Annotated in this window: 24 protein-coding genes, 4 tRNA genes and 1 pseudogene; 12 read left to right on the forward strand and 17 right to left on the reverse strand. The window is 72.1% G+C overall.

Features of this window, described 5'->3' with window-relative positions:
- Positions 1 to 1,263: O-antigen ligase family protein (locus tag HMPREF3099_RS08435; RefSeq protein WP_141762085.1), on the reverse strand; the 1,263-nt coding region annotated here is incomplete at its 3' end.
- A 105-nt stretch (positions 1,264 to 1,368) separates the two neighbouring features.
- Between HMPREF3099_RS08435 and HMPREF3099_RS08440 the strand changes: the two genes are divergently transcribed.
- Positions 1,369 to 1,839, forward strand: coding sequence for a VTT domain-containing protein (locus tag HMPREF3099_RS08440; protein ID WP_083323639.1), 471 nt, complete (start codon positions 1,369 to 1,371; stop codon positions 1,837 to 1,839).
- Positions 1,840 to 1,931: 92 nt separating this feature from the next.
- Positions 1,932 to 2,004 (forward strand) — tRNA-Arg (locus HMPREF3099_RS08445).
- A gap of 177 nt (positions 2,005 to 2,181) precedes the next feature.
- Here the strand turns inward: HMPREF3099_RS08445 and HMPREF3099_RS08450 are convergent.
- Positions 2,182 to 2,273: transfer RNA gene (locus tag HMPREF3099_RS08450), tRNA-Ser, on the reverse strand.
- Between the two features lie 192 nt (positions 2,274 to 2,465).
- On the opposite strand from HMPREF3099_RS08450, the gene HMPREF3099_RS08455 reads away from it, so the two are divergent.
- Positions 2,466 to 3,947: an LCP family protein gene (locus tag HMPREF3099_RS08455; protein WP_070705562.1), complete on the forward strand. Its 1,482-nt coding sequence runs from the start codon at positions 2,466 to 2,468 to the stop codon at positions 3,945 to 3,947.
- Between the two features lie 118 nt (positions 3,948 to 4,065).
- On the opposite strand, the gene HMPREF3099_RS08460 is transcribed toward HMPREF3099_RS08455, so the two are convergent.
- Together HMPREF3099_RS08460 and HMPREF3099_RS08465 are read right to left on the reverse strand one after the other, a co-directional pair.
- Positions 4,066 to 4,269 (reverse strand): cold-shock protein, encoded by a 204-nt coding sequence (locus tag HMPREF3099_RS08460; protein ID WP_070705563.1) that lies wholly within the window; start codon positions 4,267 to 4,269, stop codon positions 4,066 to 4,068.
- A gap of 240 nt (positions 4,270 to 4,509) precedes the next feature.
- Positions 4,510 to 4,596: transfer RNA gene (locus HMPREF3099_RS08465), tRNA-Ser, on the reverse strand.
- A gap of 221 nt (positions 4,597 to 4,817) precedes the next feature.
- Between HMPREF3099_RS08465 and HMPREF3099_RS08470 the strand changes: the two genes are divergently transcribed.
- Together HMPREF3099_RS08470 and HMPREF3099_RS08475 are read left to right on the forward strand one after the other, a co-directional pair.
- On the forward strand, positions 4,818 to 5,093 hold the full coding sequence (locus tag HMPREF3099_RS08470) for an HU family DNA-binding protein (RefSeq protein WP_070705564.1): 276 nt from the start codon (positions 4,818 to 4,820) through the stop codon (positions 5,091 to 5,093).
- Positions 5,094 to 5,184: 91 nt separating this feature from the next.
- The gene (locus tag HMPREF3099_RS08475) at positions 5,185 to 5,589 is read left to right on the forward strand and encodes a hypothetical protein (RefSeq protein ID WP_070705565.1); all 405 of its coding nucleotides are present in this window, start codon (positions 5,185 to 5,187) and stop codon (positions 5,587 to 5,589) included.
- A 138-nt stretch (positions 5,590 to 5,727) separates the two neighbouring features.
- On the opposite strand, the gene epsC is transcribed toward HMPREF3099_RS08475, so the two are convergent.
- Complete coding sequence (gene epsC / locus HMPREF3099_RS08480) at positions 5,728 to 6,309, reverse strand: serine O-acetyltransferase EpsC (RefSeq protein ID WP_331250400.1); 582 nt, start codon at positions 6,307 to 6,309, stop codon at positions 5,728 to 5,730.
- A 2-nt stretch (positions 6,310 to 6,311) separates the two neighbouring features.
- Positions 6,312 to 7,241: a cysteine synthase A gene (gene cysK / locus HMPREF3099_RS08485; RefSeq protein WP_070705567.1), complete on the reverse strand. Its 930-nt coding sequence runs from the start codon at positions 7,239 to 7,241 to the stop codon at positions 6,312 to 6,314.
- Positions 7,242 to 7,343: 102 nt separating this feature from the next.
- Between cysK and HMPREF3099_RS08490 the strand changes: the two genes are divergently transcribed.
- The 5 genes and pseudogenes from HMPREF3099_RS08490 to HMPREF3099_RS08505 all read left to right on the forward strand — a co-directional run bounded on the left by HMPREF3099_RS08490 (position 7,344) and on the right by HMPREF3099_RS08505 (position 13,011).
- Positions 7,344 to 11,558, forward strand: coding sequence for a heterodisulfide reductase-related iron-sulfur binding cluster (locus tag HMPREF3099_RS08490; RefSeq protein WP_070705568.1), 4,215 nt, complete (start codon positions 7,344 to 7,346; stop codon positions 11,556 to 11,558).
- 127 nt (positions 11,559 to 11,685) lie between these two features.
- A pseudogene (locus HMPREF3099_RS13630) lies at positions 11,686 to 11,895 on the forward strand (transposase); the annotation flags it as partial.
- Entirely contained in the window at positions 11,832 to 12,335 is a 504-nt protein-coding gene (locus HMPREF3099_RS08495; RefSeq protein WP_070705569.1) for a TetR/AcrR family transcriptional regulator, read from the forward strand. The pseudogene HMPREF3099_RS13630 and the gene HMPREF3099_RS08495, both read left to right, overlap by 64 nt.
- 2 nt (positions 12,336 to 12,337) lie before the next feature.
- Complete coding sequence (locus tag HMPREF3099_RS08500) at positions 12,338 to 12,685, forward strand: DMT family transporter (protein ID WP_070705570.1); 348 nt, start codon at positions 12,338 to 12,340, stop codon at positions 12,683 to 12,685.
- Positions 12,682 to 13,011, forward strand: coding sequence for a DMT family transporter (locus HMPREF3099_RS08505; RefSeq protein WP_070705571.1), 330 nt, complete (start codon positions 12,682 to 12,684; stop codon positions 13,009 to 13,011). Before HMPREF3099_RS08500 ends, HMPREF3099_RS08505 begins: the two co-directional genes overlap by 4 nt.
- A 222-nt stretch (positions 13,012 to 13,233) precedes the next feature.
- Here the strand turns inward: HMPREF3099_RS08505 and HMPREF3099_RS08510 are convergent, their stop codons facing one another.
- The 6 genes from HMPREF3099_RS08510 to dcd all read right to left on the reverse strand — a co-directional run bounded on the left by HMPREF3099_RS08510 (position 13,234) and on the right by dcd (position 18,284).
- Positions 13,234 to 14,133, reverse strand: a complete 900-nt coding sequence (locus HMPREF3099_RS08510; RefSeq protein WP_070705572.1) for a 3-hydroxyacyl-CoA dehydrogenase NAD-binding domain-containing protein — start codon at positions 14,131 to 14,133, stop codon at positions 13,234 to 13,236.
- Positions 14,130 to 15,032, reverse strand: coding sequence for an ABC transporter substrate-binding protein (locus HMPREF3099_RS08515; protein ID WP_070705573.1), 903 nt, complete (start codon positions 15,030 to 15,032; stop codon positions 14,130 to 14,132). The genes HMPREF3099_RS08510 and HMPREF3099_RS08515 overlap by 4 nt, the downstream gene beginning before the upstream one ends.
- Positions 15,033 to 15,119: 87 nt before the next feature.
- Positions 15,120 to 15,812, reverse strand: a complete 693-nt coding sequence (locus HMPREF3099_RS08520) for an ABC transporter permease (RefSeq protein WP_083323641.1) — start codon at positions 15,810 to 15,812, stop codon at positions 15,120 to 15,122.
- Positions 15,809 to 16,453 carry an ABC transporter permease gene (locus tag HMPREF3099_RS08525; protein WP_070705574.1) on the reverse strand — a complete coding sequence of 215 codons (645 nt, stop codon included), beginning with the start codon at positions 16,451 to 16,453 and terminating at the stop codon, positions 15,809 to 15,811. Before HMPREF3099_RS08525 ends, HMPREF3099_RS08520 begins: the two co-directional genes overlap by 4 nt.
- A complete protein-coding gene (locus HMPREF3099_RS08530; RefSeq protein WP_083323642.1) occupies positions 16,450 to 17,622 on the reverse strand; it encodes an ABC transporter ATP-binding protein in 1,173 nt (390 codons plus the stop codon). Before HMPREF3099_RS08530 ends, HMPREF3099_RS08525 begins: the two co-directional genes overlap by 4 nt.
- 77 nt (positions 17,623 to 17,699) lie before the next feature.
- The gene (dcd, locus tag HMPREF3099_RS08535; RefSeq protein WP_070705575.1) at positions 17,700 to 18,284 is read right to left on the reverse strand and encodes a dCTP deaminase; all 585 of its coding nucleotides are present in this window, start codon (positions 18,282 to 18,284) and stop codon (positions 17,700 to 17,702) included.
- Between the two features lie 79 nt (positions 18,285 to 18,363).
- Between dcd and HMPREF3099_RS08540 the strand changes: the two genes are divergently transcribed.
- Positions 18,364 to 18,437, forward strand: a tRNA-Gly gene (locus HMPREF3099_RS08540).
- Positions 18,438 to 18,496: 59 nt separating this feature from the next.
- Here the strand turns inward: HMPREF3099_RS08540 and HMPREF3099_RS08545 are convergent.
- The 4 genes from HMPREF3099_RS08545 to HMPREF3099_RS08560 form a co-directional block, all read right to left on the reverse strand.
- Positions 18,497 to 20,254: a dipeptide ABC transporter ATP-binding protein gene (locus tag HMPREF3099_RS08545; protein ID WP_237769805.1), complete on the reverse strand. Its 1,758-nt coding sequence runs from the start codon at positions 20,252 to 20,254 to the stop codon at positions 18,497 to 18,499.
- On the reverse strand, positions 20,251 to 21,129 hold the full coding sequence (locus HMPREF3099_RS08550; protein ID WP_083323643.1) for an ABC transporter permease: 879 nt from the start codon (positions 21,127 to 21,129) through the stop codon (positions 20,251 to 20,253). Before HMPREF3099_RS08550 ends, HMPREF3099_RS08545 begins: the two co-directional genes overlap by 4 nt.
- A 128-nt stretch (positions 21,130 to 21,257) precedes the next feature.
- Positions 21,258 to 21,707: an anthrone oxygenase family protein gene (locus tag HMPREF3099_RS08555; protein ID WP_070705599.1), complete on the reverse strand. Its 450-nt coding sequence runs from the start codon at positions 21,705 to 21,707 to the stop codon at positions 21,258 to 21,260.
- Positions 21,708 to 21,729: 22 nt separating this feature from the next.
- Positions 21,730 to 22,434 (reverse strand): NAD(P)-dependent oxidoreductase, encoded by a 705-nt coding sequence (locus tag HMPREF3099_RS08560; protein WP_168168492.1) that lies wholly within the window; start codon positions 22,432 to 22,434, stop codon positions 21,730 to 21,732.
- 100 nt (positions 22,435 to 22,534) lie between these two features.
- Between HMPREF3099_RS08560 and HMPREF3099_RS08565 the strand changes: the two genes are divergently transcribed.
- Positions 22,535 to 23,461: an AraC family transcriptional regulator gene (locus HMPREF3099_RS08565; protein WP_070705576.1), complete on the forward strand. Its 927-nt coding sequence runs from the start codon at positions 22,535 to 22,537 to the stop codon at positions 23,459 to 23,461.
- Here HMPREF3099_RS08565 and HMPREF3099_RS08570 read toward each other — a convergent pair.
- A complete protein-coding gene (locus tag HMPREF3099_RS08570; protein WP_070705577.1) occupies positions 23,456 to 24,403 on the reverse strand; it encodes an ABC transporter permease in 948 nt (315 codons plus the stop codon). The genes HMPREF3099_RS08565 and HMPREF3099_RS08570 overlap by 6 nt on opposite strands.
- Between the last annotated feature and the right edge of the window lie 5 nt (positions 24,404 to 24,408).

The following is a 24,408-nucleotide window of genomic DNA, read 5'->3' on the forward strand; positions in this document are numbered from 1 at the left end:
CGCGGACCACCGCCGGGGCACGCGCACCAGCGGCTCGTCGTCCCGGCACGCGGCGGCGAGCCCCCCGCCCACCAGGGCGGCCCCGGGCACCACGAAGACCGGCTCGGTGTACGCGAACATCAGCGCCACGCAGAACCCCACGCCCACCACCAGCGCCGCCGGCGACCACGCGCTGCGCGGCCCCTCCCCCGGACCCGTGGTCCGCACCGCGCGCCAGAGCACCTGGCCGCACGCCACCGCCAGCGCAGTGACCGCGAGCAGCCCGACCACGCCGAGGGTGGAGGCGGTCTGGAGCACCACGTTGTGCACGGCGTCGAGCGTGACGCCGGGCCCGGCCTCGGCCTGCCAGGCCGGACCGTAGCCATCGGCCACGGAGGCCACCCAGCGCGACGGCCCCACCCCCTCGGGGTGCTCGAGCACCAGCCGGGCCGTCCGGCGCCACATCATGAGCCGCACGGTGATGTTGGTACCGGCCCCCTCCTGCTCCAGGAAGATGCGGTCGCGCGTGATGGGCAGTGCCAGCACGGCCACGACCCCGGCCACGATGACCCCGGCAGGGGCGACGACGCGGCGCACCCCCTCCGTGCGTGCCACGAGCACCAGCGAGAGGGCCGCGCCCACGAACAGCCCGAGCAGCGCCCCGCGCGAGGCGCCGAGCACCAGCAGGGCCCCACCGGCCACCGCGCCCGCCAGCGCCACGCGGGAGCGCTCACGCCACGTGACCCACCCCAGCCAGGCGGCCAGCATGAGACCCCAGAAGCCCACCGTGGAGGCGTTGCCCAGGGCGGTGACGACGCGGCCGGCACTCCCGCCCGTCGCATCGCGCACCCCCATCCACACCAGCACCCAGCCCGATGCGGTGGCGGTCCAGACCGCCCACCGGCGCCCCGCCTGGTGCGCGAACAGCAGCGCCCCCGCCGGCAGGGCCGCCAGGTACGCCCCGATCATCACCAGTCCCTCGTTGCGCGGGTAGCGCCCCACCACCGAGAGCCACGAGTTGGTGGAGAGCCAGGTGGCCAGCACCGCAGCCAGGCCCACCGCCCCCATCGCCCACCACACCGGACGCGGCAGCCGCGGGTCCTCCCGCTCCACCCACCAGAGCCCGGCGGTGCAGGTCATGACGGCGGCGATGACCACCCGACGGACCGGCTCACGGACGTCCAGGGCACCGGGGGTGGAGACCAGCGGCAGCACGCCCAGGAGCAGCACGACGGCCGCCAGGCGCAGGACGGTGGCGAGGGTCTCGCGACGCACGGGGTTCATCGGGCTCCATGTCGGTGGGCTGGTGGCGCCGTCAGGCTAGCCAGCGCGGGCCCCGGGTCCCGCATCCTGACGGGCCGTTGTGACGGTCCTGACAGACTGCGGGCCATGTGGTGGCTGCTGCTCGGAACCCTGGGCTTCGGGGCGCTCTCGGCGCTCGTCCCGGGCGTCCCCATCGAGCTGTGGCTGGGCGGGGTGGGAGCCCTCACCGACCGGGTGGGCGTGTGGACCGTCGCCTTCGCCGCCGCGCTCGGACACGCCCTCGGCAAGGTGCCCTGGTACGCCCTGGGGCGGTGGAGCATCGGGTGGCCGTGGATGCGCCGCCAGCTGGAGAAGCCCGCCGTCGGGGAGCGCTACGACCGGCTCGTGGACTGGATGCAGCGCCACCCGGGCTGGGGGCAGGCCACGATGTTCCTCTCCAGCCTCGTGGGGGTGCCCCCCTTGGCGGTGTTCGTGGTGGTGGCCGGGCAGCTGCGCATGTCCCTCGTGGCCTGCGTGGTCTCGATGACGGTGGGCCGCACACTGCGCTTCGCCGCCCTCCTGGGCGCCTTCACCTGGGCCCTCGACCTCGTGCGATGAGGCCCCGCAGGTCGCCGATTGGCATCGGCGCCGGATGTGCCCTATAGTTTCTCCTCGTCCCGATGAGCCACTCCGGTGGATCACCGAGATGGGCGCCTGTAGCTCAACGGATAGAGCATCTGACTACGGATCAGAAGGTTTGGGGTTCGAATCCCTACAGGCGCGCACTGTGTTGAGACAGTCCTCGAAGGCCCCGGCCGCGGAAACGCGGTCGGGGCCTTCGACGTGCAGGCCCTGGCCGACGGACGACCGGCCGCAGCACCCGAGGGCCCCGCTCCCCTGGCAGCCCCACCACACGCCGAGAGCCCGGAACCTCAACGGTTCCGGGCTCTCGCGAGTCGGCGGAGACGGAGGGATTTGAACCCTCGATGGAGCTATAAACCCCAAACCCGCTTAGCAGGCGGGCGCCATAGACCAGACTAGGCGACGTCTCCTCGCATCAGGATGCGAGGAGTCAGGGTACCTGCTCCCCCGGCAGGACCGAAATCAGGTCGGCGCGCCCCACTGCGGCGGCCCCTGCAGGCACGCTCCCGGCAGTACGCTATGGGGCACCGGCCGGGGGTGCGGCCGGTGCTGATCGTCCGTGGATCCCCCCGGCACGGACGCGCCACCACCAGAGGAGCAGCGTGAGCACTTCTGCCGACCACGAGCCGCCCGCGGGCGGCTCGTCCCGTACCGGTTGGGTCCCGTCCCGGACCCGCCGGCCTCCGTCCCTCCGCCGCTCGCTGGGCCTCACGGCGCTCTCCGGCGTGGTCCCGGGCCTCGGCCTGGTGTTCACACCGGCCTGGCGCCTGGGCGCCCTCGCCGTGGGCCTCTGCCTCCTGCTGCTCCTGGGGCTGGTGGTCAAGCTCGTGAGCGGCGGCCTCGTGGGCACGGCCCTCGACGTGGCCACCTCCGGCACCCAGCTGCTGCTGCTCGCCGGCGGCGTGCTCCTGGCCGCCCTGGCCTGGATCGTCCTCATCGCGATCACTGCGCGCGTCACGCGCCCCCGCGGCCTGGACACCCGCGGCTCCCTTGCGCTCACCGGCGTGGCCCTGCTCATGAGCGGCCTCGTCCTGGCGCCGGCCGTCCAGACCCTCAACCTCGTGGCAGCGCACCGCCAGGCCGTGAGCACCGTCTTCGCCGGCGGCAGCGCACCGGCCTCCGGGGGTCCGGCCGTGCACGAGGACGACCCGTGGAAGGACTTCGACCGGGTCAACCTGCTGCTCCTGGGCTCCGACGCCGCCGAGAACCGCATGGGCGTGCGCCCCGACGCCCTCATGGTCATGAGCATCGACCCCCGCACCGGCGACTCGGTGCTGATCGGCGTCCCCCGCAACCTGCAGAAGGCCCCCGTGCCGGCCGGCAACCCACTGCACCAGCTGTGGCCGTCCGGCTACGACTGCGGCAACACCTGCCTCATCAACGCGCTGTGGTCCGAGGCCGCCAACCATGGCGAGCTGTTCGGCGACAACGCCAACCCCGGCTCCGACACCACGCGCGACTCCGTGGAGGCCGTGGTGGGACTGGACATCCAGCACGTGGTGACCGTGGACCTGCAGGGCTTCCAGCAGCTGGTGGACGCAATGGGCGGCGTCGACATCACCGTGGGCGAGCGCATCCCCATCGGCGGCAAGGTGAAGAACGGGGAGATCGTCCCCGGCTCCATCACGGGCTGGATCGAGCCCGGCCAGCAGCACATGGACGGTTACACCGCCCTGTGGTTCTCCCGCTCGCGCGCCACCACCTCGGACTACGACCGCATGAGCCGCCAGCGCTGCATGGTGGGCGCCCTGGTGGACCAGTCCAACCCGCTGGACATGGTGCGCCGGTACCCGGCCATCGCCGGCGCGCTGGAGCAGAACGTGTGGACCGACATCCCGCAGGAGGACCTGCCCGCCTGGGCCCAGCTGACGATGCGCATGAAGGACGGCCGCATGCGCAGCCTGCCGCTCACCAACGAGCGCATCGACACCTCCGACCCGGACTTCGACGCCATCCACACGATGGTGCAGCGGGCCATCCACCCGCCCAAGCCGACCGGCAAGCCCAAGCCCAAGCCGTCGACGCAGGAGCCGACCCCCGAGCCGTCGCCGAGCGACGCCGAGGACCTGGCCTCCACCTGCTGAGGCGGCCGCCCGGCCCGGGCCACGGGCCGGGCACGGCACAGGGCCCCACCTCCGAGGAGGTGGGGCCCTGTGCGCGTGGTGCTGTCGTCAGCGGCCAGCCGCGACGATCAGCGGGAAATCACTGGGGGACGACGTTCTCCGCCTGCTGGCCCTTGGGGCCCTGGGTGATCTCGAACTCCACGCGCTGGTTCTCGTCCAGCGAGCGGTAACCGTTGGTCTGGATGGCGGAGAAGTGGACGAAGACGTCGTCGCCGCCGCCGTCCTGCTGGATGAAGCCGAAGCCCTTCTCAGCGTTGAACCACTTGACGGTGCCCTGTGCCATGGGGATTCCTTTTCTTTGGATTGGCGATGACCGGCGGAAGGCGCCGATCACGAGTTGCTGCCAGAACCCCCGGCGGGCGGAGCCTGCCGTAGATCAACCAGATGTGCGTCCGTGGAGCGGACGATGTTCCTTCGACGTGCGAGGTACTGCGTCGTGCAACCTGATTCCACGGTACCACCGACAGGCCCTCCTGCCACCGGGCTGGGCGGCGCAGAGACACAGGTCACGCGGCGTCCGGAGCGGAGGGCGTGGGATTCGAACCCACGATGGCGTTGCCGCCATAGCGGTTTTCAAGACCGCCGCACTAGGCCACTATGCGAGCCCTCCCGTCCCCGGGCGGCAGGGCCGCGCACGGGGGTGGCCCACCCTACGCGGACCCCTCTCGCGCCCTCCGATTCGGCACGGTTGCAGGGCTGGCCACTTGCGTTGAGGCTGTCATGGGACATGATGGAGCCAGTGCCGGCACGAGTCGGCCTCCATCCGGAGGGGTCACGTCGGCCGTCCGACACCCCCCTCGACGCATGCAAGTGCACGAACAAGGAGTTCCCATGAACCGCACCGAGCTCGCCAGCGCGATCGCCCAGCAGGCCGACGTGTCCGCCAAGGACGCCGCCGCGGTCCTGTCCGCCATGGGCGATGTCATCTGCGAGACCGTCGGCAAGGGCGAGAAGGTCTCCCTCCCGGGTCTCATGACCATCGAGCGCGTCGAGCGCTCCGCTCGCACCGGCCGCAACCCGCGCACCGGCGAGACCATGGAGATCCCGGCCTCCTTCGGCGCCAAGCTGTCCGCCGGCTCCGCCCTGAAGGCCGCTGCCAAGGGCTGACCGCCGCGGTTCCCGGGCCCGCCGGGAACCACCCGGGCGCCCCGCCCAGCTCAAGACCGTAAGAACCCGAACACCACTGAGAGGTAGAACCATGAAGAACAAGCTCCTCCTGCTCGTCGGTACCGGCATCGGTTACGTGCTCGGCGCCCGCGCCGGCCGTGAGAAGTACGACTCCCTCGTGGAGCAGGCCCAGACGCTGTGGGGCGACCCGCGCGTCCAGGACGCCGTGAGCACCGCCAAGACCTCCACCGGGTCCGCCTTCTCCCAGGCCCAGGACCAGGTGAAGGACAAGGTGGCCGAGGTCAAGGAGAAGAACTCCGACTCGACCACCACCGGCACCGCCACCACCGGCACCTCGTCCTTCTCGCAGACGACCAACACCACCGGTCGTCCGGCCACCACCACCGGCACCACGGGCACCACCCCGACCCGCGGCGCCACCTCCGGCTTCCAGCCGACCACCAACACCTCGTCCTTCGGCGACACGAAGCACTGAGGTCGCACCACCCCGGTGGTGACGCGGCAGCCGCCGCGCGCAGCAGAGGCCCCCTCCCGGTTCGTCCGGGAGGGGGCCTCTCGCGTGCGCAGCGGGCACGGTCACGCGGTCAGGTGACGGGCCGGGGCGTCCTGCGCGTCAGATGACCCACTGGTCGGCGGCCTGGTCGCGCGTGAGGGGTGGCAGCCGGTAGGTGGAGTCCAGCGGCGCGGCAGGGATGCCGCCCACCACCTGGCCGGCCGGCACGGGCTTGAGCACCACGGCGCCCGCGCCCACGGCGGCGCCACCGGCCACCTCGATGTCACCGAGCACGGTGGACCCGGCGCCGAGCAGCACGCCGTCCCCGACGGTGGGGTGGCGCTTGACCGCGTCGCCGGAGGTGCCCCCGAGCGTGACGCCGTGGTACATCATCACGTCGTCGCCGACCACGGCCGTCTCGCCGACCACCACACCCATGCCGTGGTCGATGACGAGACGGCGGCCGATGGTGGCACCCGGGTGGATCTCCACCCCGGTGACGGCCCGGGACACCGTGCCCAGCACGCGGGCGGGCAGGCGACCGCCCGGACGCTGCCACAGGGCATGGGCCACGCGGTGCGCGGCGATGGCGTGCAGGCCCGGGCTGGTCAGGAGCGCCTCCAGACGCGAGGAGGTGGCTGGGTCGCGTGCGACCACGGCGTCGGCGTCCTCGGCGACCTGGCGGATCAGGCGGCGCAGCACGGTCAGTCCGTCAGGCCCTCGAAGAGGACGGTGGAGAGGTAGCGCTCACCGAAGTCCGGCACGACCACCACGATGGTCTTGCCGGCGAACTCGGGGCGCTTGGCGAGCTCGAGGGCGGCGTGCACGTTGGCACCGGCGGAGATGCCCGCGAGGATGCCCTCCTTGGCCGCGAGATCGCGGGCGACGCGCAGCGCGTCCTCGAGCTGGGCGTCGAAGACCTCGTCGTAGACCTCGGTGTCCAGCACCTCGGGCACGAAGTTGGCGCCCAGGCCCTGGATCTTGTGGGGGCCGGCCTGGCCACCGGTCAAGATGGGCGAGTCAGCGGGCTCCACGGCCATGACGAAGACGTCGTCCTTGCGCTCCTTGAGCACCTGGCCCACCCCGGTGACGGTGCCGCCGGTGCCCACGCCGGCCACGAAGGCGTCGACCCGGCCCTCGGTGTCGGCCCAGATCTCCTCGGCCGTGGTCTCGCGGTGCGCGCGCACGTTGGCCGGGTTGGCGAACTGGCGGGCCAGCACGCCACCGCGCTCGGCGGCGATCTCCTCGGCCTTTGCCACCGCACCCTTCATGCCGTCGGGGCCGGGGGTGAGCACGAGCTCGGCGCCGTAGGCGCGCAGCACGCCGCGGCGCTCGGCGCTCATGGTCTCCGGCATGGCCAGCACCATCTTGTAGCCGCGGGCGGCGGCCACCATGGCCAGGCCGATGCCGGTGTTGCCACTGGTGCCCTCGACGATGGTGCCGCCGGGCTGCAGCTGGCCGGACTCCTCGGCGGCCTCGATGATCGCCTTGGCGATGCGGTCCTTGACCGAGGACGCGGGGTTCGCCGACTCCAGCTTGGCCAAGACGGTCGCACCCACCCCCTCGGTGACACGGTTGAGGCGCACGAGGGGCGTGCCGCCGATGGTCGAGGTGACGTCCTGGTGAATGGTCATGTTTCTGTGAACATCACACCGGCTTACATCCTTCCGGATGCGCGGACGTAGTGAGGCACACCACACCAAGCCGGCTCGGGGGCCTGTTCGTAGACTCGCGCCATGCCTCCCCTGCAGCTCCTCGCGATCGTCCTCGGACTGGCCGTCACGGCCGTCGGCGTGGCCCTCCTGGTGCGCGCCGTCATGCGCATCGTGGCCGTCGTCCGGCAGGGCCGAGCGGCCGTCGGACGCTTCGACGACCCGGCCCAGCGCACCAAGACCATGCTCTACGAGGTCTTCGCCCACCCGCGGATGCTCCGCAAGAAGTGGGTCGCCGTGGCGCACTGGTTCACGATGATCAGCTTCGGGATGCTGTTCCTGACCTTGGTGAACGCCTACGGGCAGCTCTTCGACGCGCGGTTCGCCCTGCCCCTCATCGGGCACTTCCCGCCGTTCGAGTGGCTCACCGAGTTCTTCGCGTGGACCGGCCTGTTCGGCATCGTCTACCTGATCTGGCTGCGCCAGCGGACCAAGCCGTCCGTGGCCGCGCGCGAGAAGGGCAACGAGCGCCGCAGCCGCTTCTGGGGCTCGACCTTCTGGCAGGCGTACTGCGTGGAGTTCACCATCCTTGCGGTGGTGCTGTGCATCCTCGCCCTGCGCGCCCTGGAGTTCGCGCTCGGCAGGGTCGACGGGGAGCACCACGCCAGCGCCCTGCACTTCCCGCTCACCGCGTGGATGGGGCAGGCCCTCACCGGCCTCTCGGCCGCCACGCTGGCCGGGGCGATCATCGCCGTCGCGTTGCTGAAGATCCTCGTCTCGATGGCGTGGATGATCACCATCGGCCTGCAGCCCACCATGGGCGTGGCCTGGCACCGCTTCCTGGCCTTCTTCAACATCTGGTTCAAGCGCCACGCCGACGGCCGCACCTCACTGGGCGAGCTGCAGCCGATGATGGTCAAGGGCAAGCCGCTCACGGACATGGAGCAGCTGGAGGAGCTCTACGCCGACGAGGAGGAGGACGGCACCGAGGGCGCCGCCGAGCCGAGCCTGGGCGTGGGCCGCATCGAGGACTTCACGTGGAAGGGCCTGCTGGACTTCACCACGTGCACCGAGTGCGGCCGCTGCCAGGAGCAGTGCCCTGCGTGGAACACCGACAAGCCGCTGAGCCCCAAGATGCTGGTGATGAACCTGCGCGACGCCGCGTACGCGCAGGCGCCGTGGCAGACCGCCACCCAGCCGGCCGGCACGGGCGAGGGGGCCGACGGCTCCGGCGCCACCCCGATGACGGGCACGCCGGAGGACTTCGACATCCGCCAGCTCGTCGGCCCCACCGAGGGCGACCCGACGCGCCCGACCGGCGGCGCCGTCATCGACCCCGACGTGCTGTGGAGCTGCACCAGCTGCGGTGCCTGCGTGGAGCAGTGCCCGGTGGACATCGAGCACGTGGACGCCATCGTGGACATGCGCCGCAACCAGGTGCTCATCGAGTCGGCCTTCCCGAGCGAGCTGGGCGGGCTGTTCAAGAACCTGGAGAGCAAGCAGAACCCCTGGGGCATGGCCAACTCCACCCGCATGGACTGGGCCAAGGACCTGGACTTCGAGGTCAAGCAGGTGGGGGCGGACGTGGAGTCCCTCTCCGAGGTGGAGTACCTGTTCTGGGTGGGCTGCGCCGGCGCCTTCGAGGACCGCGCCAAGAAGACCACCCAGGCCGTGGCCGAGCTGCTGAACATCGCCGGCGTGGACTTCGCCGTGCTGGGTGACGGCGAGGCGTGCACCGGTGACTCCGCCCGCCGCGCGGGCAACGAGGTGCTCTACCAGATGCTGGCGCAGCAGAACGTGGAGATGCTCAACGAGGTGGGCGCCACCAAGATCGTGGTCACCTGTGCGCACTGCTTCAACACGATCAAGAACGAGTACCCGCAGAACGGCGGGAAGTACGAGGTGGTGCACCACACCCAGCTGCTCAACCGCCTGGTGCGCGAGAAGCGCCTGCAGCCGGTGGCCGCCTCCGAGGTGGCCGAGCCGTCCAAGGTGGCCTCGACCGCCCCGTCGGTGACCTACCACGACCCCTGCTACCTGGGCCGTCACAACAAGGTGTACGAGGCGCCGCGCGAGCTGATCGCCACGCTGCCGGGTGTGGAGTACCGGGAGATGGAGCGCTCCAAGGAGAAGTCCTTCTGCTGTGGCGCCGGTGGTGCCCGCATGTGGATGGAGGAGAAGCTCGGCTCGCGGATCAACGTGAACCGCACCGAGGAGGCCATCGACACGGGTGCCGAGCGCATCGCCATCGGTTGCCCCTTCTGCCGCGTGATGATGAGCGACGGCCTGACCGCTGCCCAGGAAGAGGGCCGCGGCAAGGACGTCGAGGTCGTGGACGTGGCGCAGATGCTGCTCGCCGGCGTGCGCCGTGGTCAGGAGGAGGACGCCGCGACCGGTGCGGTCACCGACGAGCTGGTGGACGGCACCACCACTGACGGTGCGGCCAGCGACGCCGAGACGCAGCGGATCCAGATCCCCGACGACATCTCCGAGCTCACCAAGGCGGGCTCCAGGGCCGCCGGGGCAGCCCTTGCATCGGGCTCGGGCTCGGATGACGGTTCCGAGGGTGACGAGGCTGCCTCCCGTGTCTCGGCCGAGGAGCCGCGCGAGTCCGATGGTGACGACGCCGAGGGCCCCGTGGGTTCCCGCGTCGACGAGGACGACCGCTCCCCCGAGGGCGAGACCACCGTGGACGAGCAGGGCGCCGTCGGGCAGGTCGAGGAGGACCGGGCCGCGGGCGAGGAGCCTGCGGACGCCGTGGACGAGCCGGCAGCGGCCGGCGCGCCCTCGGACGACACGACGGATGCCACCGGTACCGCCGGTGCGACGACTGGTGACGCTGCTGGTGCTGCCACCGCCGCCAGTGGCACGGCCCCACAGGCCTTCACCGGAGACCGAATCGGCGCCGACACGCCCACCCGCTTCGGCTGGGCCTCGCAGGACGGCGCCCCCACGGGTGGCACCGCCGCGTCCGCGTCCCAGACCGCCCCCGCGGCGGCCGCTGCCCCGGATGCCGACTCCGACAACACCGCCGCCGCCGAGACCGCGACCGCTGCAGCCACCGGAGGTACCGCCGACGGCACCACCCCGGAGGCCGAGGCACCTGCACCGGCGGGACCGAGCGCGGGCACCGCCCCCGCGGCCTTCACCGGTCAGCGCATCGGCGCCGACACCCCCACCCGCTTCGGATGGGCCACCGATCAGGCCACTGGCGCGCCGTCGACGAGCCAGGCAGCAGCACCTGCCACCGAGGCCACCGTTACTCCGGGTGCCCCAGGCGCCACGGGCACGGGCAGCGCACCGGCGGGGCACGGCGGCGACCGGATCGGCGGGGAGTCGCCGCGCCGCTTCGGCTGGGCCACCGGTACCGGCGGAGAGCAGGCCGAGGGCACGGCGCCCGCCGCTGCGGCCCAGCCCGAGCCCACGGTCACGGCGGCCACACAGGCCTCCCCGGAACCCGCGACGGAGCAGCCCTCCGAGAGCGCGGTGACGGAACAGACCTCGACGACCGTGACGACGAGCCAGGCCACCCCGGCCGATGACGCCGCCCCGGCGGCGAGCGGGCCCATCGGCACGGCCCCGGCCGGCCACTCCGGTGACCGGATCGGCCTCGACTCCCCGCAGCGGTTCGGCTGGGCGACCGGCCGCGGCAGCGACCAGGACGCGACCGAGGGCGGCAGCGACCAGGACGCGACCGAGGACGAAGCGTCGACGTCCCAGGCCGCCGTGACCGAGGCGGCGGGACCGAGCACCTCGACCGAGGAGCCCACCCCCACCGTCTCCGCGCCGGCCGACAGCTCCGTTCAGCGGACTGCGGCCACCGCACCGCAGGGCCACACCGGCACGACGATCGGAGCTGACTCCGCATCGCGATTCGGGTGGGCCCAGGGCGGCGCGCAGGCCGCAGAGGCCGAGGTCGAGAGGGCTGACACGCCGCCGATCGATGAGTCCCACGCCCCGGTCACGTCCACGGGCGTGATGCAGGGCGATCGGATGGATGACATCGGCCAGGAGCAGCAGCCGCAGGAGGCCGCCGACCGCCAGCCGCAGGAGGTCGTGGACCCAGGGACCACGGGCACCCCGGCCGTGGTCTCGGGCACCCAGGTCGTGGAGGACGAGGCCTCGGTCAATCAGGGCTCGGCCGAGCCGACGGCCACGGAGTCCGCCGCTCCTGAGGCCGACGCTTCTGAGCCCCCGGCGACCGGTGGCGCTCCGGTCGAGGTGCCGAACGTGGGCGAGCGAGCGTCCCGCATCGGGGCTGACTCGCCAGCGCTGCGCCTGGGTGCCTGGAAGGGCTGAGCCGGGTCGGTCCGGTACGGGAGTCCGCTGCAGGGTGATCCTGCGGCGGGCTCCCGTCGTTGTGGGGGCAGGGGTGTCCGCGTGCGTGGCGGAGCCGGTGATGGGATGGCTCCCTTCGGCGTCGGTGGCCGACGCCACCGCCGTGCTGGACACCTTTCACGTGGTCAAGCTCGGCACCCAGGGCGTCGATGAGGTCCGTCGCCGCGTCCAGCAAGAGACCCCACCGACGTCCGAAGAGAGGGCGACCTACCATACGTATGGTAGGTTAGCCGAGTGGCAACGAACTGTGACATCCTCGATGCGGCTCTCGACGTCCTTCGCGCCGGTGACCCGCTGACGATCGACGCCGTCGCACGTGTCGCCGGCCTGACCAAACCGGGTGTGGTCCATCACTTCTCCACGAAGGAGGGCCTCACGCTGGCGGTGTTGGACCACCTGCTCGAGAAGTGGGAGGCCGAGCTGACCGCACGCGCTGGTGCCGACGCGGATTCGACGGCTCGCCTTCGGGCCTACCTTGAGTACGCACTCCTGGGGGACATGGATCCAGCCGACCTCGCGCTGCTGGCAGACCCACGTCTTCGCGACAAGCTGTCGGCCCGGTGGGCCGACCGGATGGCCGTCTGGTTCGGCGAGTCCACCGAGCCTCACGTCGCAGCCGTCCGACTCATCGCGGACGGCGCCTGGATCGATCGCTGCCTCGGCATGCTTCGCCTTGACGAACCGCAGCGCACTGCCGTCGTCGACGTGGCCCTCTCCCTCCTCGCAAAGGACTCATAGTCATGAAGAAATGGGTGTTTCTCGCTCTCGCGATCGGCCTCGAAGTCACCGGTTCCCTTTCGCTGAAAGCCGCCCTCGACGCACCCGGCTTCTACGCCCTCGTCATCTCCGGCTACGTCGGATCCTTCCTCGCCCTGTTCATGGCGCTGCGCAACGGGATGAGCCTCGGCGTCGGGTACGGGATCTGGGGGGCCAGCGGCGTTGCCCTGACGGCGATCATGTCTTTCGTTCTCTTCAGCGAGCCCATCACCTTCGTCATGGCCATGGGGATCGCCCTCGTCATGGCCGGCGTACTGCTGGTCGAACTCGGCTCGCAAGCCGCCCACAAGAAGACGGAGGCAACGTCATGACTGTCCTCGCCCTCATCTGCCTCACGGCCGCGATCATCGCCGAGGTCACCGCGACAGTCTCGCTACGCATGGCGAGCACCGGGCAGAAGCTGTGGTGGATCGGCGTCGGCGCCGGCTACGTCTTCGCCTTCGCAATGCTCTCCGTCGTGCTCGCAGAAGGTGTCGCAATCGGCGTGGCCTACGGGATCTGGGCCGCGGCGGGCGTGGCGATCACCGCGATCCTCAGCCGCATCTTCTTCAAAGAACCTCTCACCTGGGTCATGATCCTCGGCCTGATCCTGATCGTCGGAGGGGTCCTCCTCATCGAACTCGGCGCCGCACACTGACGCGCTGAACAGCCTGAGTAAACACCTGAGCTGGCAAGTGCCACGGCGGTTTGGCGGCTCTTCGGACCTTCGGTGGTGGTCAGGTCTGCAGGCCGGCAGCAGCCGGCGCGCCCACCCCACACGCTCGAACCCCGCCCCGCACCCCCCCGGGCGGAGCAGCCACGCCCTCAGCCCGTCGAGACCTCCCACGGGAACACCGGCAACGGCTGCCCGTCTCCAGCATCAGTCGTCGGACAAGGCGCCCCGGAGGCGCCGGGCGACCTCCGCCGGCGTCGGCTGGTTGTCGCCGTAGGCGGCGTCCACCACCCCGGTCGTCCGGATCTGCGTCGACAGGTCCGGCAGCCCGGGCTGCAGCTTCTCCAGCTCGGGTGAGAGCAGCTCGAACAGCCCGGTCATCCCGCGCGCCCCGCCCATCGACGAGGCCCGCAGCGGCCCCAACGCCGCCCACCGCGGCCCCAGGGAGGTGCGCACGACCTCGTCGATCTCCTCGGGCGTGGCCACCCCCTGCTCCACCAGGTGCAGCGCCTCGGCCAACAGGACGAACTGCAACCGGTTGCCGATGAAGCCCTGCACCTCCGCGCCGACCACCACCGGGTGCTTGCCCACGGCACGGTAGGTCTCCACGGCCGTCTCCACCGTCTCCGGGTGCGTGTTCGGCCCGCCGACGACCTCCACCAAAGGGAGGACCAGCACCGGGTTGAAGGGGTGGCCCACCAGCATCCGTCCCTGCTCCAGGTTGTCGCGGGAGATCTCGCTGGAGGTGATGAAGGAGCTCGAGGTCGCCAGCACCGTTCCCGGCCCCGTGGCCGCCTCGAGCTGCGCGAAGGTGCGCCGCTTCCCCCCCAACTCCTCCGGCCCGGACTCCTGCACGTGTTCCGCGCCCTCGGCCGCCTCCTCCAACGATCCGGCCACCGCGAGCCGCTCACGCACCTGCTGGGTGCTCACCTCACGCCCCGCAGCCGTCAGCGCCCCGGCCGCCTCGGCCGCCGCGTCGTCGAGCGCCGCGTCTAGGCCGTCGCGCGGGTCGAACACGGCCACGTCCCAGCCGTGGCCGGCGAAGATCCCGGCCCAGCCCAGACCGATCGTCCCGGCCCCGATGACGGCCGCCCGCCGCGCGCTCACAGGTTCTCCTCCACCCACGCGCTGGCGACCTCCTCCGGCGTCTTGCCGTCGGTGACGTCGATCTGCATCTGCGCGAGGTCCTCCGCGGTCAGTTCCGAGGAGACCTTGTTCAGCGACTCGCTGACCGCGTCGTCCGCCACCTCCGAGGAGAGCAGCGGCACCAGGTTCTGCGCGCTGAACAGGTCCTTGTCATCCTCGAGGATCACGAAGTCCTTCTGCACGATCGACGGGTCGGTGGTGAAGATGTTCGCGGCGTCGACCTGGCCGTTCTCCAGCGCCTGGGCCGTCACGTTGCCACCGGCGCTCAGCGCGCGGAACTTCGCGAACTCCAGCCCGTAGACCTTCTTCAACCCGGGCACCCCCTGCGCGCGCTCCTTCCACTCCGGGGGGCCGCCGAGGGTCATGTCCCCGGCCTTGCCCTCCAGGTCGGAGATCTTCTCCAGTCCCTGCTCGTCGGCCGTGGCGCGGGTGACGACGACGTTGTCGGCGTTCTCGGCCTCGGAGTACTCGAGCACCTCCAGCCCCTCGGGCAGGCTCTTCTCGAGGGCCGCGTAGACCTCGTCGGCGTCGGTGACCGCCAGCTCCTTGTCGAAATAGGTCGCCAAGGTGCCGATGTACTCCGGGATGAGGTCGATCGAGCCGTCCTGCAGGGCCGGCAGGTAGGTCTCGCGGCTGCCGATCTCCAGCTTCTTCTCCACCTCGACGCCGTCGTCCTGCAGTGCCTTGGCGTAGACCTCGGCCAGGATCGTGCTCTCGGTGAAGTTCCCGCTGCCGATGGTCACCTTGCTCGCGTCACCCTCCTCGGTGGCGCTGGGGTCCTGCGTGGGGTCGCCACCGCAGGCGGCGAGCGTGAGGGCGCTGACCGTCGCGAGCGCGGCGAGGGAACGGGTGGGACGCATGGTCGCTCCTGGGAGATCGAGGGGGTGGATGGGGGTCGGTAGGTAGTCGTGCGGGATCAGCAGGTGCAGCGGTCGGGAGCGCGGTCGTCATCGTGCCTCCTGGTCGGCCAGGCCGGGGCTCACGACGAGCTTCTGCACCAGGGTGAAGACCAGCTCCATCAGCAACGCCAGGCCCGCCACGAGCAGCGCCCCGCCGGCCATCTGCGTGTAGTCGCGCGCCGCGAGCCCGTCGATGAGGTAGCGCCCGAGCCCGCCGAGGGAGACGTAGGCGGCGATGGTGGCCGTCGCGATGATCTGCAGCAGCCCCGACCGCATGCCGGAGAGGATCAACGGCAGCGCCACGGGGATCTCCACCCGCCGCAGCACTTGCATGCCGGTCATCCCCATGCCCTTCGCCGCGTCCCGCGCGGCCGGGTCCACTTCCGCGATGCCGGAGTACACCCCCGAGAGCACCGGGGGGATCGCCAGCACGGCCAGCACGATGAGGCTCGGTACCACGAACGCAGCATCACCGGGCAGGTGCGGCGCGAGGAGCACCCACCCCAGCAGCAGCAGACCCAGCGAGGGCAGCGCACGCAGCGCCCCGGCCAGGTTCACCACCACCACCGAGCCCTTACCCGTGTGCCCGATCCACAGGCCCAGCGGGACCGCCACCAGGCAGGCCAGGGCGAGCGCCGCGAACGAGTACGCCAGGTGCCGCAGCACCTGCATCCAGATGCCGTCCTCCCCCTGCCAGCTGGCGGGGTCGGTCAGCCAGGCCACGATCTCGCCGACGATCATGCGCGCACCTCACGCAGCCACGGGGTGAGCAGCCGGCGGAGCAGCAGGATCACCGCATCGAAGAGCAGGGCGAGCAGCACGCACCCGGCCATGCCCACGGCGATCATGCCCAGGTCATCCCGGTTGAAGCCGCGTGTGAAGAGGATCCCGAGCTGCGGGATGCCCACCAGCGCAGCGACACTCACCATGCTCACGTTGCTCACCGCGGCCACGCGCAGCCCGGCGGCGATGACGGGGACGGCCAGCGGCAGCTCCACACCCACCAGCCGGCGCCAGCGCCCCAGCCCCATGGCGGTGGCCGCCTGCCGCACGTGCTCGGGCACCGAGCCCAGTCCGTCGGCCACGCTCCGCACCAGCCGCGCCACCGTGTAGAGCGTCATGGCGATCAGCACGTTGAGTGGATCGAGGATCTGCGTGCCGATGAGGCCCGGCAGCAGGATGAACAGGGCGAGCGAGGGCAGCGTGTAGAGCAGCGCGCTGCCGGAGACCAGCAGCGTGTGCAGCCGTGGCACCCGCGCTGCGGCCCACCCCAGCGGCAGCGCGAGCGCCAGGCCGATGACCAGCGGCGCCCCGGCCAGCCAGGCGTGGGCCACCGTGAGCTGCCACAGCTCGCCCCACTGCACGTTCCCGATCTCGCTCACGACGTGCTCCCGGGCGGAACCGCGCGCTCATCCGCATCCTCTGCCGCCTCCACGGGGCGCCCGGCCGGGTCCGTGCCCTCGGCGTGCTGCGAGGTGGGGTCGCTGCGGTCGGTGTCGGTGATGACGTCGAGGACGTCGTGCGGGCGCACCGTGCCCACGAGCCGGCCGTCGTCGTCCACCACCACGCCGCGTTGGCTGGGCGAGGAGAGCGCCGCGTCGAGCTTCTCGCGCAGCGACCCGCCCCGGCGGGCCAGGGTGCCGCCCAGGCGCAGCGCCTCCTGCGAGGCGACCTCACCCCCATCGGTGCGGAGCCAACCGAGCGGCTGGTGCGCGTCGTCCACGGCCAGCACCCACTCGGTGTCGCGCGGCAGCGGCTCCCCCAGCCGCACGGTGCGCTCGGTCTGCATGGGCACCGCGCCGTCGTGGAAGGCCAGCGAGCGGTACCCGCGGTCGCGCCCCACGAAGCCGGCCACGAAGTCATCGGCCGGGCGGGCCATGACACGGGCGGGGCTGTCCACCTGGGCCAGGTGGCCGCCCTCACGGAGGATGGCCACCTGGTGCCCCAACTTCATCGCCTCGTCGATGTCGTGGGTGACCATGACGATGGTGGTGCCGAACTCCTCCTGGATGCGCAGGAACTCGTCCTGCAGGTGCTCACGCACGATGGGGTCGACGGCGCTGAACGGCTCGTCCATGAGCATCAACGGCGGGTCCGCCGCGAGCGCCCGGGCCACGCCCACGCGCTGCTGCTGGCCACCGGAGAGCTGCGCGGGGTAGCGGTCGGCGAGCTGCGGGTCGAGCCCCACCCGCTCCAGCAGCTCCAGCGCCCGCGTGCGGGCCCTGCGCTTGTCCCAGCCCACCAGCATCGGCACCGTCATGACGTTGCGCAGCACCGTCTGGTGCGGGAAGAGCCCGCCGTGCTGGATGACGTACCCGATGGTGCGGCGCAGCTCGTCGGCGTCGAGCTCGGTGTTGGGCCGGCCGTCGAGGAGGATCTGCCCCTCGGAGGGCTCCACCATGCGGTTGATCATGCGCAGGCTGGTGGTCTTGCCGCAGCCGGAGGGGCCCACCAGTGCCGTGATGTGCCCCCGCGGGCACTCCAGGTGCAGGTCGTCCACGGCCACGGTGCCGTTGGGGTACCGCTTGGTCACGCCCTCGAAGCGGATCATGGCCTCGACCCTACGCGGGCCCACCGACAACCGCAGGCCGACGGACTCGGGGCCCTCACCGCATCGCGGCGGAGGGGTCAGATGGCGGTGCGGTGGAAGTTGCTCCAGCTGCGCGAGGCGGTCGGCCCGCGCTGGCCCTGGTAGTGCGAGCCGTACTTGTCGCTGCCGTAGGGGTGGTCGGCGGGCGAGGAGAGCTGGAAGAAGCACAGCTGGCCGATCTTCATGCCCGGGTGCAGCACGATCGGCAAGGTGGCGACGTTGCTCAGCTCCAAGGTGACGTGGCCGGAGAACCCCGGGTCCACGAAGCCGGCCGTGGCGTGGGTGAGCAGCCCGAGCCGCCCCAGGCTGCTCTTGCCCTCCACGCGGGCGGCGATGTCGGTGGGCAGGGTGATCTGCTCGTAGGTGCTGCCCAGCACGAACTCGCCGGGGTGCAGCACGAAGGACTCCTCGCCGTCCACCTCCACGAGGCGCGTCAGGTCGGGCTGCTCCTGCGCGGGGTCGATCACCGGGTACTTGTGGTTGTCGAACAGCCGGAAGAAGCGGTCGAGGCGCACGTCCACGCTGCTGGGCTGCAGCATCGCGGGGTCCCACGGGTCCAGTCGGACGGCGGAGTCGTCCCCGGCGTCGAGGCGGGCGGCGATGTCGCGGTCCGAGAGGAGCATGCGGCGAGAATATCGCGGTGCACAGCGCACTGCGCGGCCCCCGAGCACCCCGTGTACACTGTGCCGCTGCACACACCTTGCGGGTGTAGTTCAATGGTAGAACATCAGCTTCCCAAGCTGAATACGCGAGTTCGATTCTCGTCACCCGCTCCAACGGCCCCGCCGGCACCTGCCGCGCGGGGCTTCGTCGTGTCCGCCTCGTTCCCCGCCGCTCAGGCGCGGGGCACTCGCATCCGCGGCACGGCCTCGATGAGGGCGCGCGTGTACTCGCTGCCCGGCGCGGCCCACAGCTCCTCGGTGGGCGCCACCTCCACCAGTTCCCCGTGCCGCACCACGGCCACGCGGTCGCACACGTGGCGCACCACCGACAGGTCGTGGCTCACGAACACCAGCGTCAGCCCCATCTCGTCCACGAGCTCGCCGATGAGGTCGAGCACCTGGCCGCGCACGCTCACGTCGAGTGCGGAGACCGGCTCGTCCGCCAGCAGCACCTGCGGACTCGGCGCCAGCGCGCGGGCGATGCCGATGCGCTGCCGTTGCCCGCCGCTGAACTGGTGCGGGTGGCGGCGCGCCATCGACGCCTCCAGGCCTACGCGCTCCAGCAGCTCGGCCACGCGGTCGTCGGCATCCTGGCGCGACCAGCCCTGCGCCACCAGCGGCTCGGCCACCACGTCGCGCACGGTCATGCGCGGGTCGAGTGAGTCGCGCGGGTCCTGGAACACCATCTGCAGCGACTCACGCAGCCACCGCAGGCGCCGCTCGGGCACCCCGGAGACCTGCCGGCCCAGCACCTCCACCCGGCCCGATGCGGGGTTCTCCAGCCCCGCGAGCAGGCGCAGCAGGGTGGACTTGCCGGAGCCGGACTCCCCCACGATGCCGAAGCGCTCGCCCCGCGACACCTCGAGCGAGACCCCGTCGAGCGCCACCACCTGCGGCGGCGCGGCGAACAGGTGCCGGCGCGGGCGCGTGTAGACCTGCCGCACGTCCTCCACCCGCACCGCTGGCGATGCGGACTCGGGCGCGCCGTCGTCCGCCGCACCGGCCCGCTCGTCGGCCACCGCGAGCGCCGTGGCCCCGGCCGACCCGAGCCGCGGGGTGAGCTCCGAGGCCGCCACGAGCCGCTGCGTGTACGGGTGCTGCGGCGCCCCGAGCACCTCGGCCACCGTGCCCCGCTCCACCACGCGACCGCCGGAGAGCACCACCACCTGCTCGCACACCTGCGAGACCACGGCCAGGTCGTGCGTGATGAACAGCAGGGCCGCGTCGCTGCGCTCGGCGCCCTCGAGCACCTGCTTCAGCACCGTGGCCTGCACCGTGACGTCCAGCGCGGTGGTGGGCTCGTCGCAGATGAGCACGTCCGGGTCGTTGGCCAGCGCGATGGCGATGACGACCCGCTGCCGCTGCCCGCCGGAGAGCTGGTGCGGGTGGGAGCGCGCCACGGCCTCGGGGTCCACCACGCCCACGTCGCGCAGCAGCTCCACGGCACGGCGGCGGGCCGCGTCACCGGTGGCGGTGCCGTGGATCTCCATCACCTCGGCCACCTGGTCACCCACGCGCATGGTGGGGTTGAGCGCGCTCATCGGCTCCTGGAAGACCATGGAGACGTCACGGCCGCGCAGGCGCGACATCGCGCGGTCCGAGGCGCCGACCACCTGGGTGGGGGCGCCCCCCTCGGGGGTGATCTCGATGCTGCCGATGGCCTGCAGGTTGTCCGGCAGCAGGCCCATCACCGCCAGGGCCGTGAGCGACTTGCCGGAGCCGGACTCGCCGATGAGGCCCACCCGGTCGCCGGCGCGCAGGGTGAGGTCCACCCCCTCGACGAGGGTGCGGTGGCGGGTGCCGATGGCGAGGTCACGCGCCTCGAGGCGCGTGGCGGCGTCGCGGGCCGGGTCGTGAGAACCGCACCGGTGCAGGTCTCGACTGTCGAGCTCAGCACCGGTGCGGAGGTCGTCGCGGCCGGGGGTGCTCACTGGTCGGTCACCTGCATCTGCGGGTCGTAGCGGTCGCGCAGGCCGTCACCGAGGAGGTTGAACCCCAGCACCGCCAGCGCGATGGCGACACCCGGCACGACGGCCAGGCGCGGCTCGGAGGCCAGCAGCGGCTGGCTCTCCTGCAGCATTCGGCCCCAGCTGGGCGTGGGCGGCGGGGTGCCGAAGCCGAGGAAGCTCAGCCCCGCCTCCGCGAGGACGGCCAGCGCGAAGCTCACCGACGCCTGCACGATGACCAGACCCAGCACGTTGGGCAGCACGTGGCGCCACCCGATGGCCAGCGGCCGCCGCCCAGCCACGCGGGCGGCGGTGACGAACTCACGCGGCACGATCCCCAGCGCCCCGGAACGGGCGACACGGGCGAAGGAGGGCACGCTCGCCAGACCGATGGCGAGCATCGCCGAGGTGGTGGAGGCGCCGAACACGGCGGCGAACATGATGGCCAGCAGCAGGCCGGGGAAGGCCAGGCCGATGTCGGCGGCACGCATCACGAGCGCGTCGAGCCAGCGCGGCCCCATCGCGGCGAGGACGCCGAGCGGCACCCCGAGCAGCGCCGCCACGCCCACCGCCACGAAGCCCACGTAGAGCGTGGTGCGGGCACCCACGAGGACCTGGCTGAAGGTGTCGCGCCCGAACTTGTCCGTGCCCAGCCAGTGCTCGCCCGACGGGCCCTGCAGGCGGTGCGAGGGCACCACGTGCGTGGGGTCGAAGGGTGTCCACACGTAGGAGAGCAGCGCCATCGCCACCATCACGGCCACGATCACCCCGCCGACCACCAGATAGGCGCGGCCGGCACGGCTCGGGGGGCGGGCGGCGACCGGAGCGGGGGCCGCGGCAGCCAGGGACGGGGTGGGCATGGAGGCAGCCTACGGAAGCGGGTGGAACCCCTGGTGCATCTCCCAGGTGTCAGGAGTCCATCGTGCCGCAGCACGTCGACGAGTCCGGCAGCGCGCAGTTGTCCCGTGTCGACAGGGACAGGAAGGCGTCAGGGCATACGCGCGGCGACCAGCAGCACCACCAGCGCGGCCAGCCCGGAGGCCGTCCGCACCAGATTGGCCCGCTGCCACGGCCCACTGAACGCCGCCCAGGCTTCCGACGGCGCACCTTGGGCCTCGGCCAGCGCGCCGTTGAGGGGCACGTTGACGAACCCCGTCACGACCACAACGCCCACCACCTGCAGCACCACCGCGAAGCCGACCAGCAGCGCAGGCAGCCACGCCCGCTCCAGCAGCAGACCCACCCCGCCGGCGGCCGCCGTCAACGGCGCCGTCGCGAACGGCACGAGGAACAGCGGCGTGAGCACCGTCTCGTTGCATCTCCGCATTGCCGCCACGGCCACGGGCGCCGGCAGGGAGTCCAGGGCCGGCAGGACCACGACCGACCAGGTGGCCCAGAACCCAGCCAGCACAGCGGCGAGCACCAGGGCGAGACCCATCACGACATCGAGCACGGGGGCCTCAGCTCGAGAGCGCAACGGTGGCCCCGAGGTGCTCCGAGGAGGTTGCCCAGCGGGCCAGGCAGTCGGCCACCTGGTCGATGCCGACATCCATGGAGACCACCCGACCGTGCGGGTCGGCCACCACCGGCGCGCTCGCGGCGGGGCGCAGGTTGACCGGCCGGGCGATGGTCCAGTCGAGGCAGGAGGACCGCACCAGCTCCTCCTGACGGGCGTGGTCGGCGAACTGGGGGTGCAGCAGCCCGGCGATGACGAGCCGCATGCCAGGTGTCAGGACCCCGGCGGAGTCCCCCACCCCGGTGCTGGAGAGCACGACGAGGCGCCGGGCGCCCGTGGCGCGCATCGCCTCGATGACGTGACGCGTCCCGCGGGAGCGGACGTCGTCCGCCGTACCCCGGGAGCCGCGCAGTCGCACCCGCAGCGGGTTCTCGGAGATGCCGAGGGCGACGACCACGGCATCGACCCCCTCCAGCGCCGCGCGGACCGCCTCGGGATCCAGCGCGTCCACCGGCCGATGGGGAGGCGGGGCACCGGGGTCGGGCGTGCGTGAGACGGGCACCACGCGGTGGCCGGCCTCGCGGAGGCGCTGCGACACGCGCTGGCCGACGCGGCCGGAGGCTCCGACGACGGCGACGGTGACCGGGACCGCTGCAGGCAGGGCACCGTCCGCGGCGGGGGCAGTGATGGGGGCTTCTGGGTGAGTCATGACGGGTCCTCTCTGATCGTGTGGTGTCATCGTGGCGAGGAATCGAGGGACGATCCATGCCCGGAAGTCCTCCATCCATGATCGATCGTCCGGAGGACCGATGGACCCGAGCCCCTTGGGTGCCCTGCTGCGCTCGCGTGGGATCTTCCACTGCGACACGAGGCTCGACGGGTCGACCGCCGTCGACCTCCCGGCGCTGCCAGGGTCAGTGATGTATCACCTGGTCCTGCAGGGCACGTGCGTGGTGATCTGCGACGACACCACGGTGACCCTCGGGGAGGGGGAGATCGTCCTCGCCCCGCACGGCACCGGACACCGCATCGCGGCCCACGGAACGCCCCTGTGGACAGTGGGTCTGGCCGAGAGCGGCCGGGTCGACCTGGGCGGCGGTATCGAGCAGCTGGACCTCGGTGGGCGCGACCCGGCCCTGCACCTGGTGTGCGGCGCTATCGCCCTGGAGCACCCGGCCTCCCCCCGGTTGCCCGCGCGCCTGCCGCCCCTGCTGCGGGCCGCGGCCGAGGGGGAGGACGTCGCCGCTCTGCGGGCCGTGGCCGCCTTGGTGCTGCGGGAGGCGCAGGAACAGGCCGAGGGGTGGGCTCAGGTCAGCGCACACCTGGTGGAGGGGCTGGCACTGCGTGAGGTTCGGCGAGCCGTGAGGGAGGCGCCGACCGAGGCGGGGTGGTGGGCCGCCAGCCGGGACGACGCCATCGGACCGGTGCTGGGCGCGATGCTGGCGAACCTGGCCCACCCGTGGGGCGTCACGGGGATGAGCCGGGTGGCGGGCCTGTCGCGCAGCGCCTTCAGTGCTCGGTTCACCGCGCTCACCGGGGAGGCGCCGATGGCGTGGGTTACCCGGGTACGCATGGCCGAGGCGCACCGGCTCCTGCGGGAGGGTTCCGGCGTCGCGGCCGTCGCCCGGGCCACCGGCTACGGGTCGGAGGTGTCGTTCCGCCGGGCGTTCCGGCGGGAGACCGGCATCCCCCCGGGGCGGGTCAGAGCACACCCCGGGACGCCGCAGTGGTCATGAACGGCCTCCGATGCGGGGGTCGATCACCACGTACAGCACGTCCACCAGGAAGTTGACCACCAGCACCATGGCCACCAGCACCATGACCACGTCCTGCACCAGGATCAGGTCGCGCTGCGCGACGGCGTCCACCAGCATCGAGCCCACCCCGGGGATCACGAAGACGCGCTCGATGACCACGGCCCCCACCAGCATCGAGGTCAGCGACAAGCCCAGCACGGTCACCACCGGCACCGCGGCGTTCCGCCACCCGTGGCGCGCCAGCGCCCGACCCCGGGTGAGCCCCTTGGCCCGCGCGGTGCGGATGAAGTCGGTGTCCATCACCTCCAACACGGCGTTGCGCACGTAGCGGGCCAGGATCGCCGCCTGCACCAGCGCCAGCGAGACCGCGGGCAGCACCAGGTTGCGCAGGAACTCCCCCACCCCCTCGATGGGGGGAGTCCACCCGCCGGAGGGCAGCCACCCCAACCGCACCGCGAACAGGGCAATGAGCAGGATGCCCGCCAGGAAGGCCGGCACCGCCATGCCCACCTGGCTGGCCGCGGAGAGCACCACACCCACGCCGGACCGGTGCCGCAGGGCCATCACGGCTCCCAGCGGCACGGCGACCAGCACCGCGAGCGCCATCGCCGTGCCCACCAGCCACAGGGTGACGGCGAAACGGTCCACCAGCTGCGGGGCGATCTCCGCCCGGGAGACGTAGGACTGCCCCAGGTCCAGGGTCAGCAGGCCGGTCACCCACTCGGTGTAACGCACCGGCCAAGAGCGGTCGAGCCCGAACTCCTCCCGCATCTGCGCCACGGACTCCTCAGAGGCGTTCAGCCCCAGGGCCACCCGCGCCGGGTCACCGGGCAGCACCGCCATCACCGCGAACACGATGAGGCTCGCCACCGCCAGGCTGACCAGCAGGACGGCGAAGCGGGAGGCCAGGCGCAGCAGCATCAGAC

This window comes from Kytococcus sp. HMSC28H12, from assembly GCF_001816045.1.
Lineage (GTDB): Bacteria > Actinomycetota > Actinomycetes > Actinomycetales > Dermatophilaceae > Kytococcus > Kytococcus schroeteri.

Coding starts and splice junctions, on each gene's coding strand:
- HMPREF3099_RS08555 (WP_070705599.1), bottom strand. CDS start 21,707: ATGGGTCTCGCCCTGGTGCTCGCCGCTGTGCTGGCTGGGTTCTGGGCC.
- HMPREF3099_RS08550 (WP_083323643.1), bottom strand. CDS start 21,129: ATGCCCACCCCGTCCCTGGCTGCCGCGGCCCCCGCTCCGGTCGCCGCC.
- HMPREF3099_RS08440 (WP_083323639.1), top strand. CDS start 1,369: ATGTGGTGGCTGCTGCTCGGAACCCTGGGCTTCGGGGCGCTCTCGGCG.
- HMPREF3099_RS08470 (WP_070705564.1), top strand. CDS start 4,818: ATGAACCGCACCGAGCTCGCCAGCGCGATCGCCCAGCAGGCCGACGTG.
- cysK (WP_070705567.1), bottom strand. CDS start 7,241: ATGACCATTCACCAGGACGTCACCTCGACCATCGGCGGCACGCCCCTC.
- HMPREF3099_RS08570 (WP_070705577.1), bottom strand. CDS start 24,403: ATGCTGCTGCGCCTGGCCTCCCGCTTCGCCGTCCTGCTGGTCAGCCTG.
- HMPREF3099_RS08515 (WP_070705573.1), bottom strand. CDS start 15,032: ATGCGTCCCACCCGTTCCCTCGCCGCGCTCGCGACGGTCAGCGCCCTC.
- dcd (WP_070705575.1), bottom strand. CDS start 18,284: ATGCTCCTCTCGGACCGCGACATCGCCGCCCGCCTCGACGCCGGGGAC.
- HMPREF3099_RS08560 (WP_168168492.1), bottom strand. CDS start 22,434: ATGACTCACCCAGAAGCCCCCATCACTGCCCCCGCCGCGGACGGTGCC.
- HMPREF3099_RS08460 (WP_070705563.1), bottom strand. CDS start 4,269: ATGGCACAGGGCACCGTCAAGTGGTTCAACGCTGAGAAGGGCTTCGGC.
- HMPREF3099_RS08530 (WP_083323642.1), bottom strand. CDS start 17,622: ATGATCCGCTTCGAGGGCGTGACCAAGCGGTACCCCAACGGCACCGTG.
- HMPREF3099_RS08520 (WP_083323641.1), bottom strand. CDS start 15,812: ATGATCGTCGGCGAGATCGTGGCCTGGCTGACCGACCCCGCCAGCTGG.
- HMPREF3099_RS08565 (WP_070705576.1), top strand. CDS start 22,535: ATGGACCCGAGCCCCTTGGGTGCCCTGCTGCGCTCGCGTGGGATCTTC.
- HMPREF3099_RS08490 (WP_070705568.1), top strand. CDS start 7,344: ATGCCTCCCCTGCAGCTCCTCGCGATCGTCCTCGGACTGGCCGTCACG.
- HMPREF3099_RS08505 (WP_070705571.1), top strand. CDS start 12,682: ATGACTGTCCTCGCCCTCATCTGCCTCACGGCCGCGATCATCGCCGAG.
- HMPREF3099_RS08500 (WP_070705570.1), top strand. CDS start 12,338: ATGAAGAAATGGGTGTTTCTCGCTCTCGCGATCGGCCTCGAAGTCACC.
- HMPREF3099_RS08475 (WP_070705565.1), top strand. CDS start 5,185: ATGAAGAACAAGCTCCTCCTGCTCGTCGGTACCGGCATCGGTTACGTG.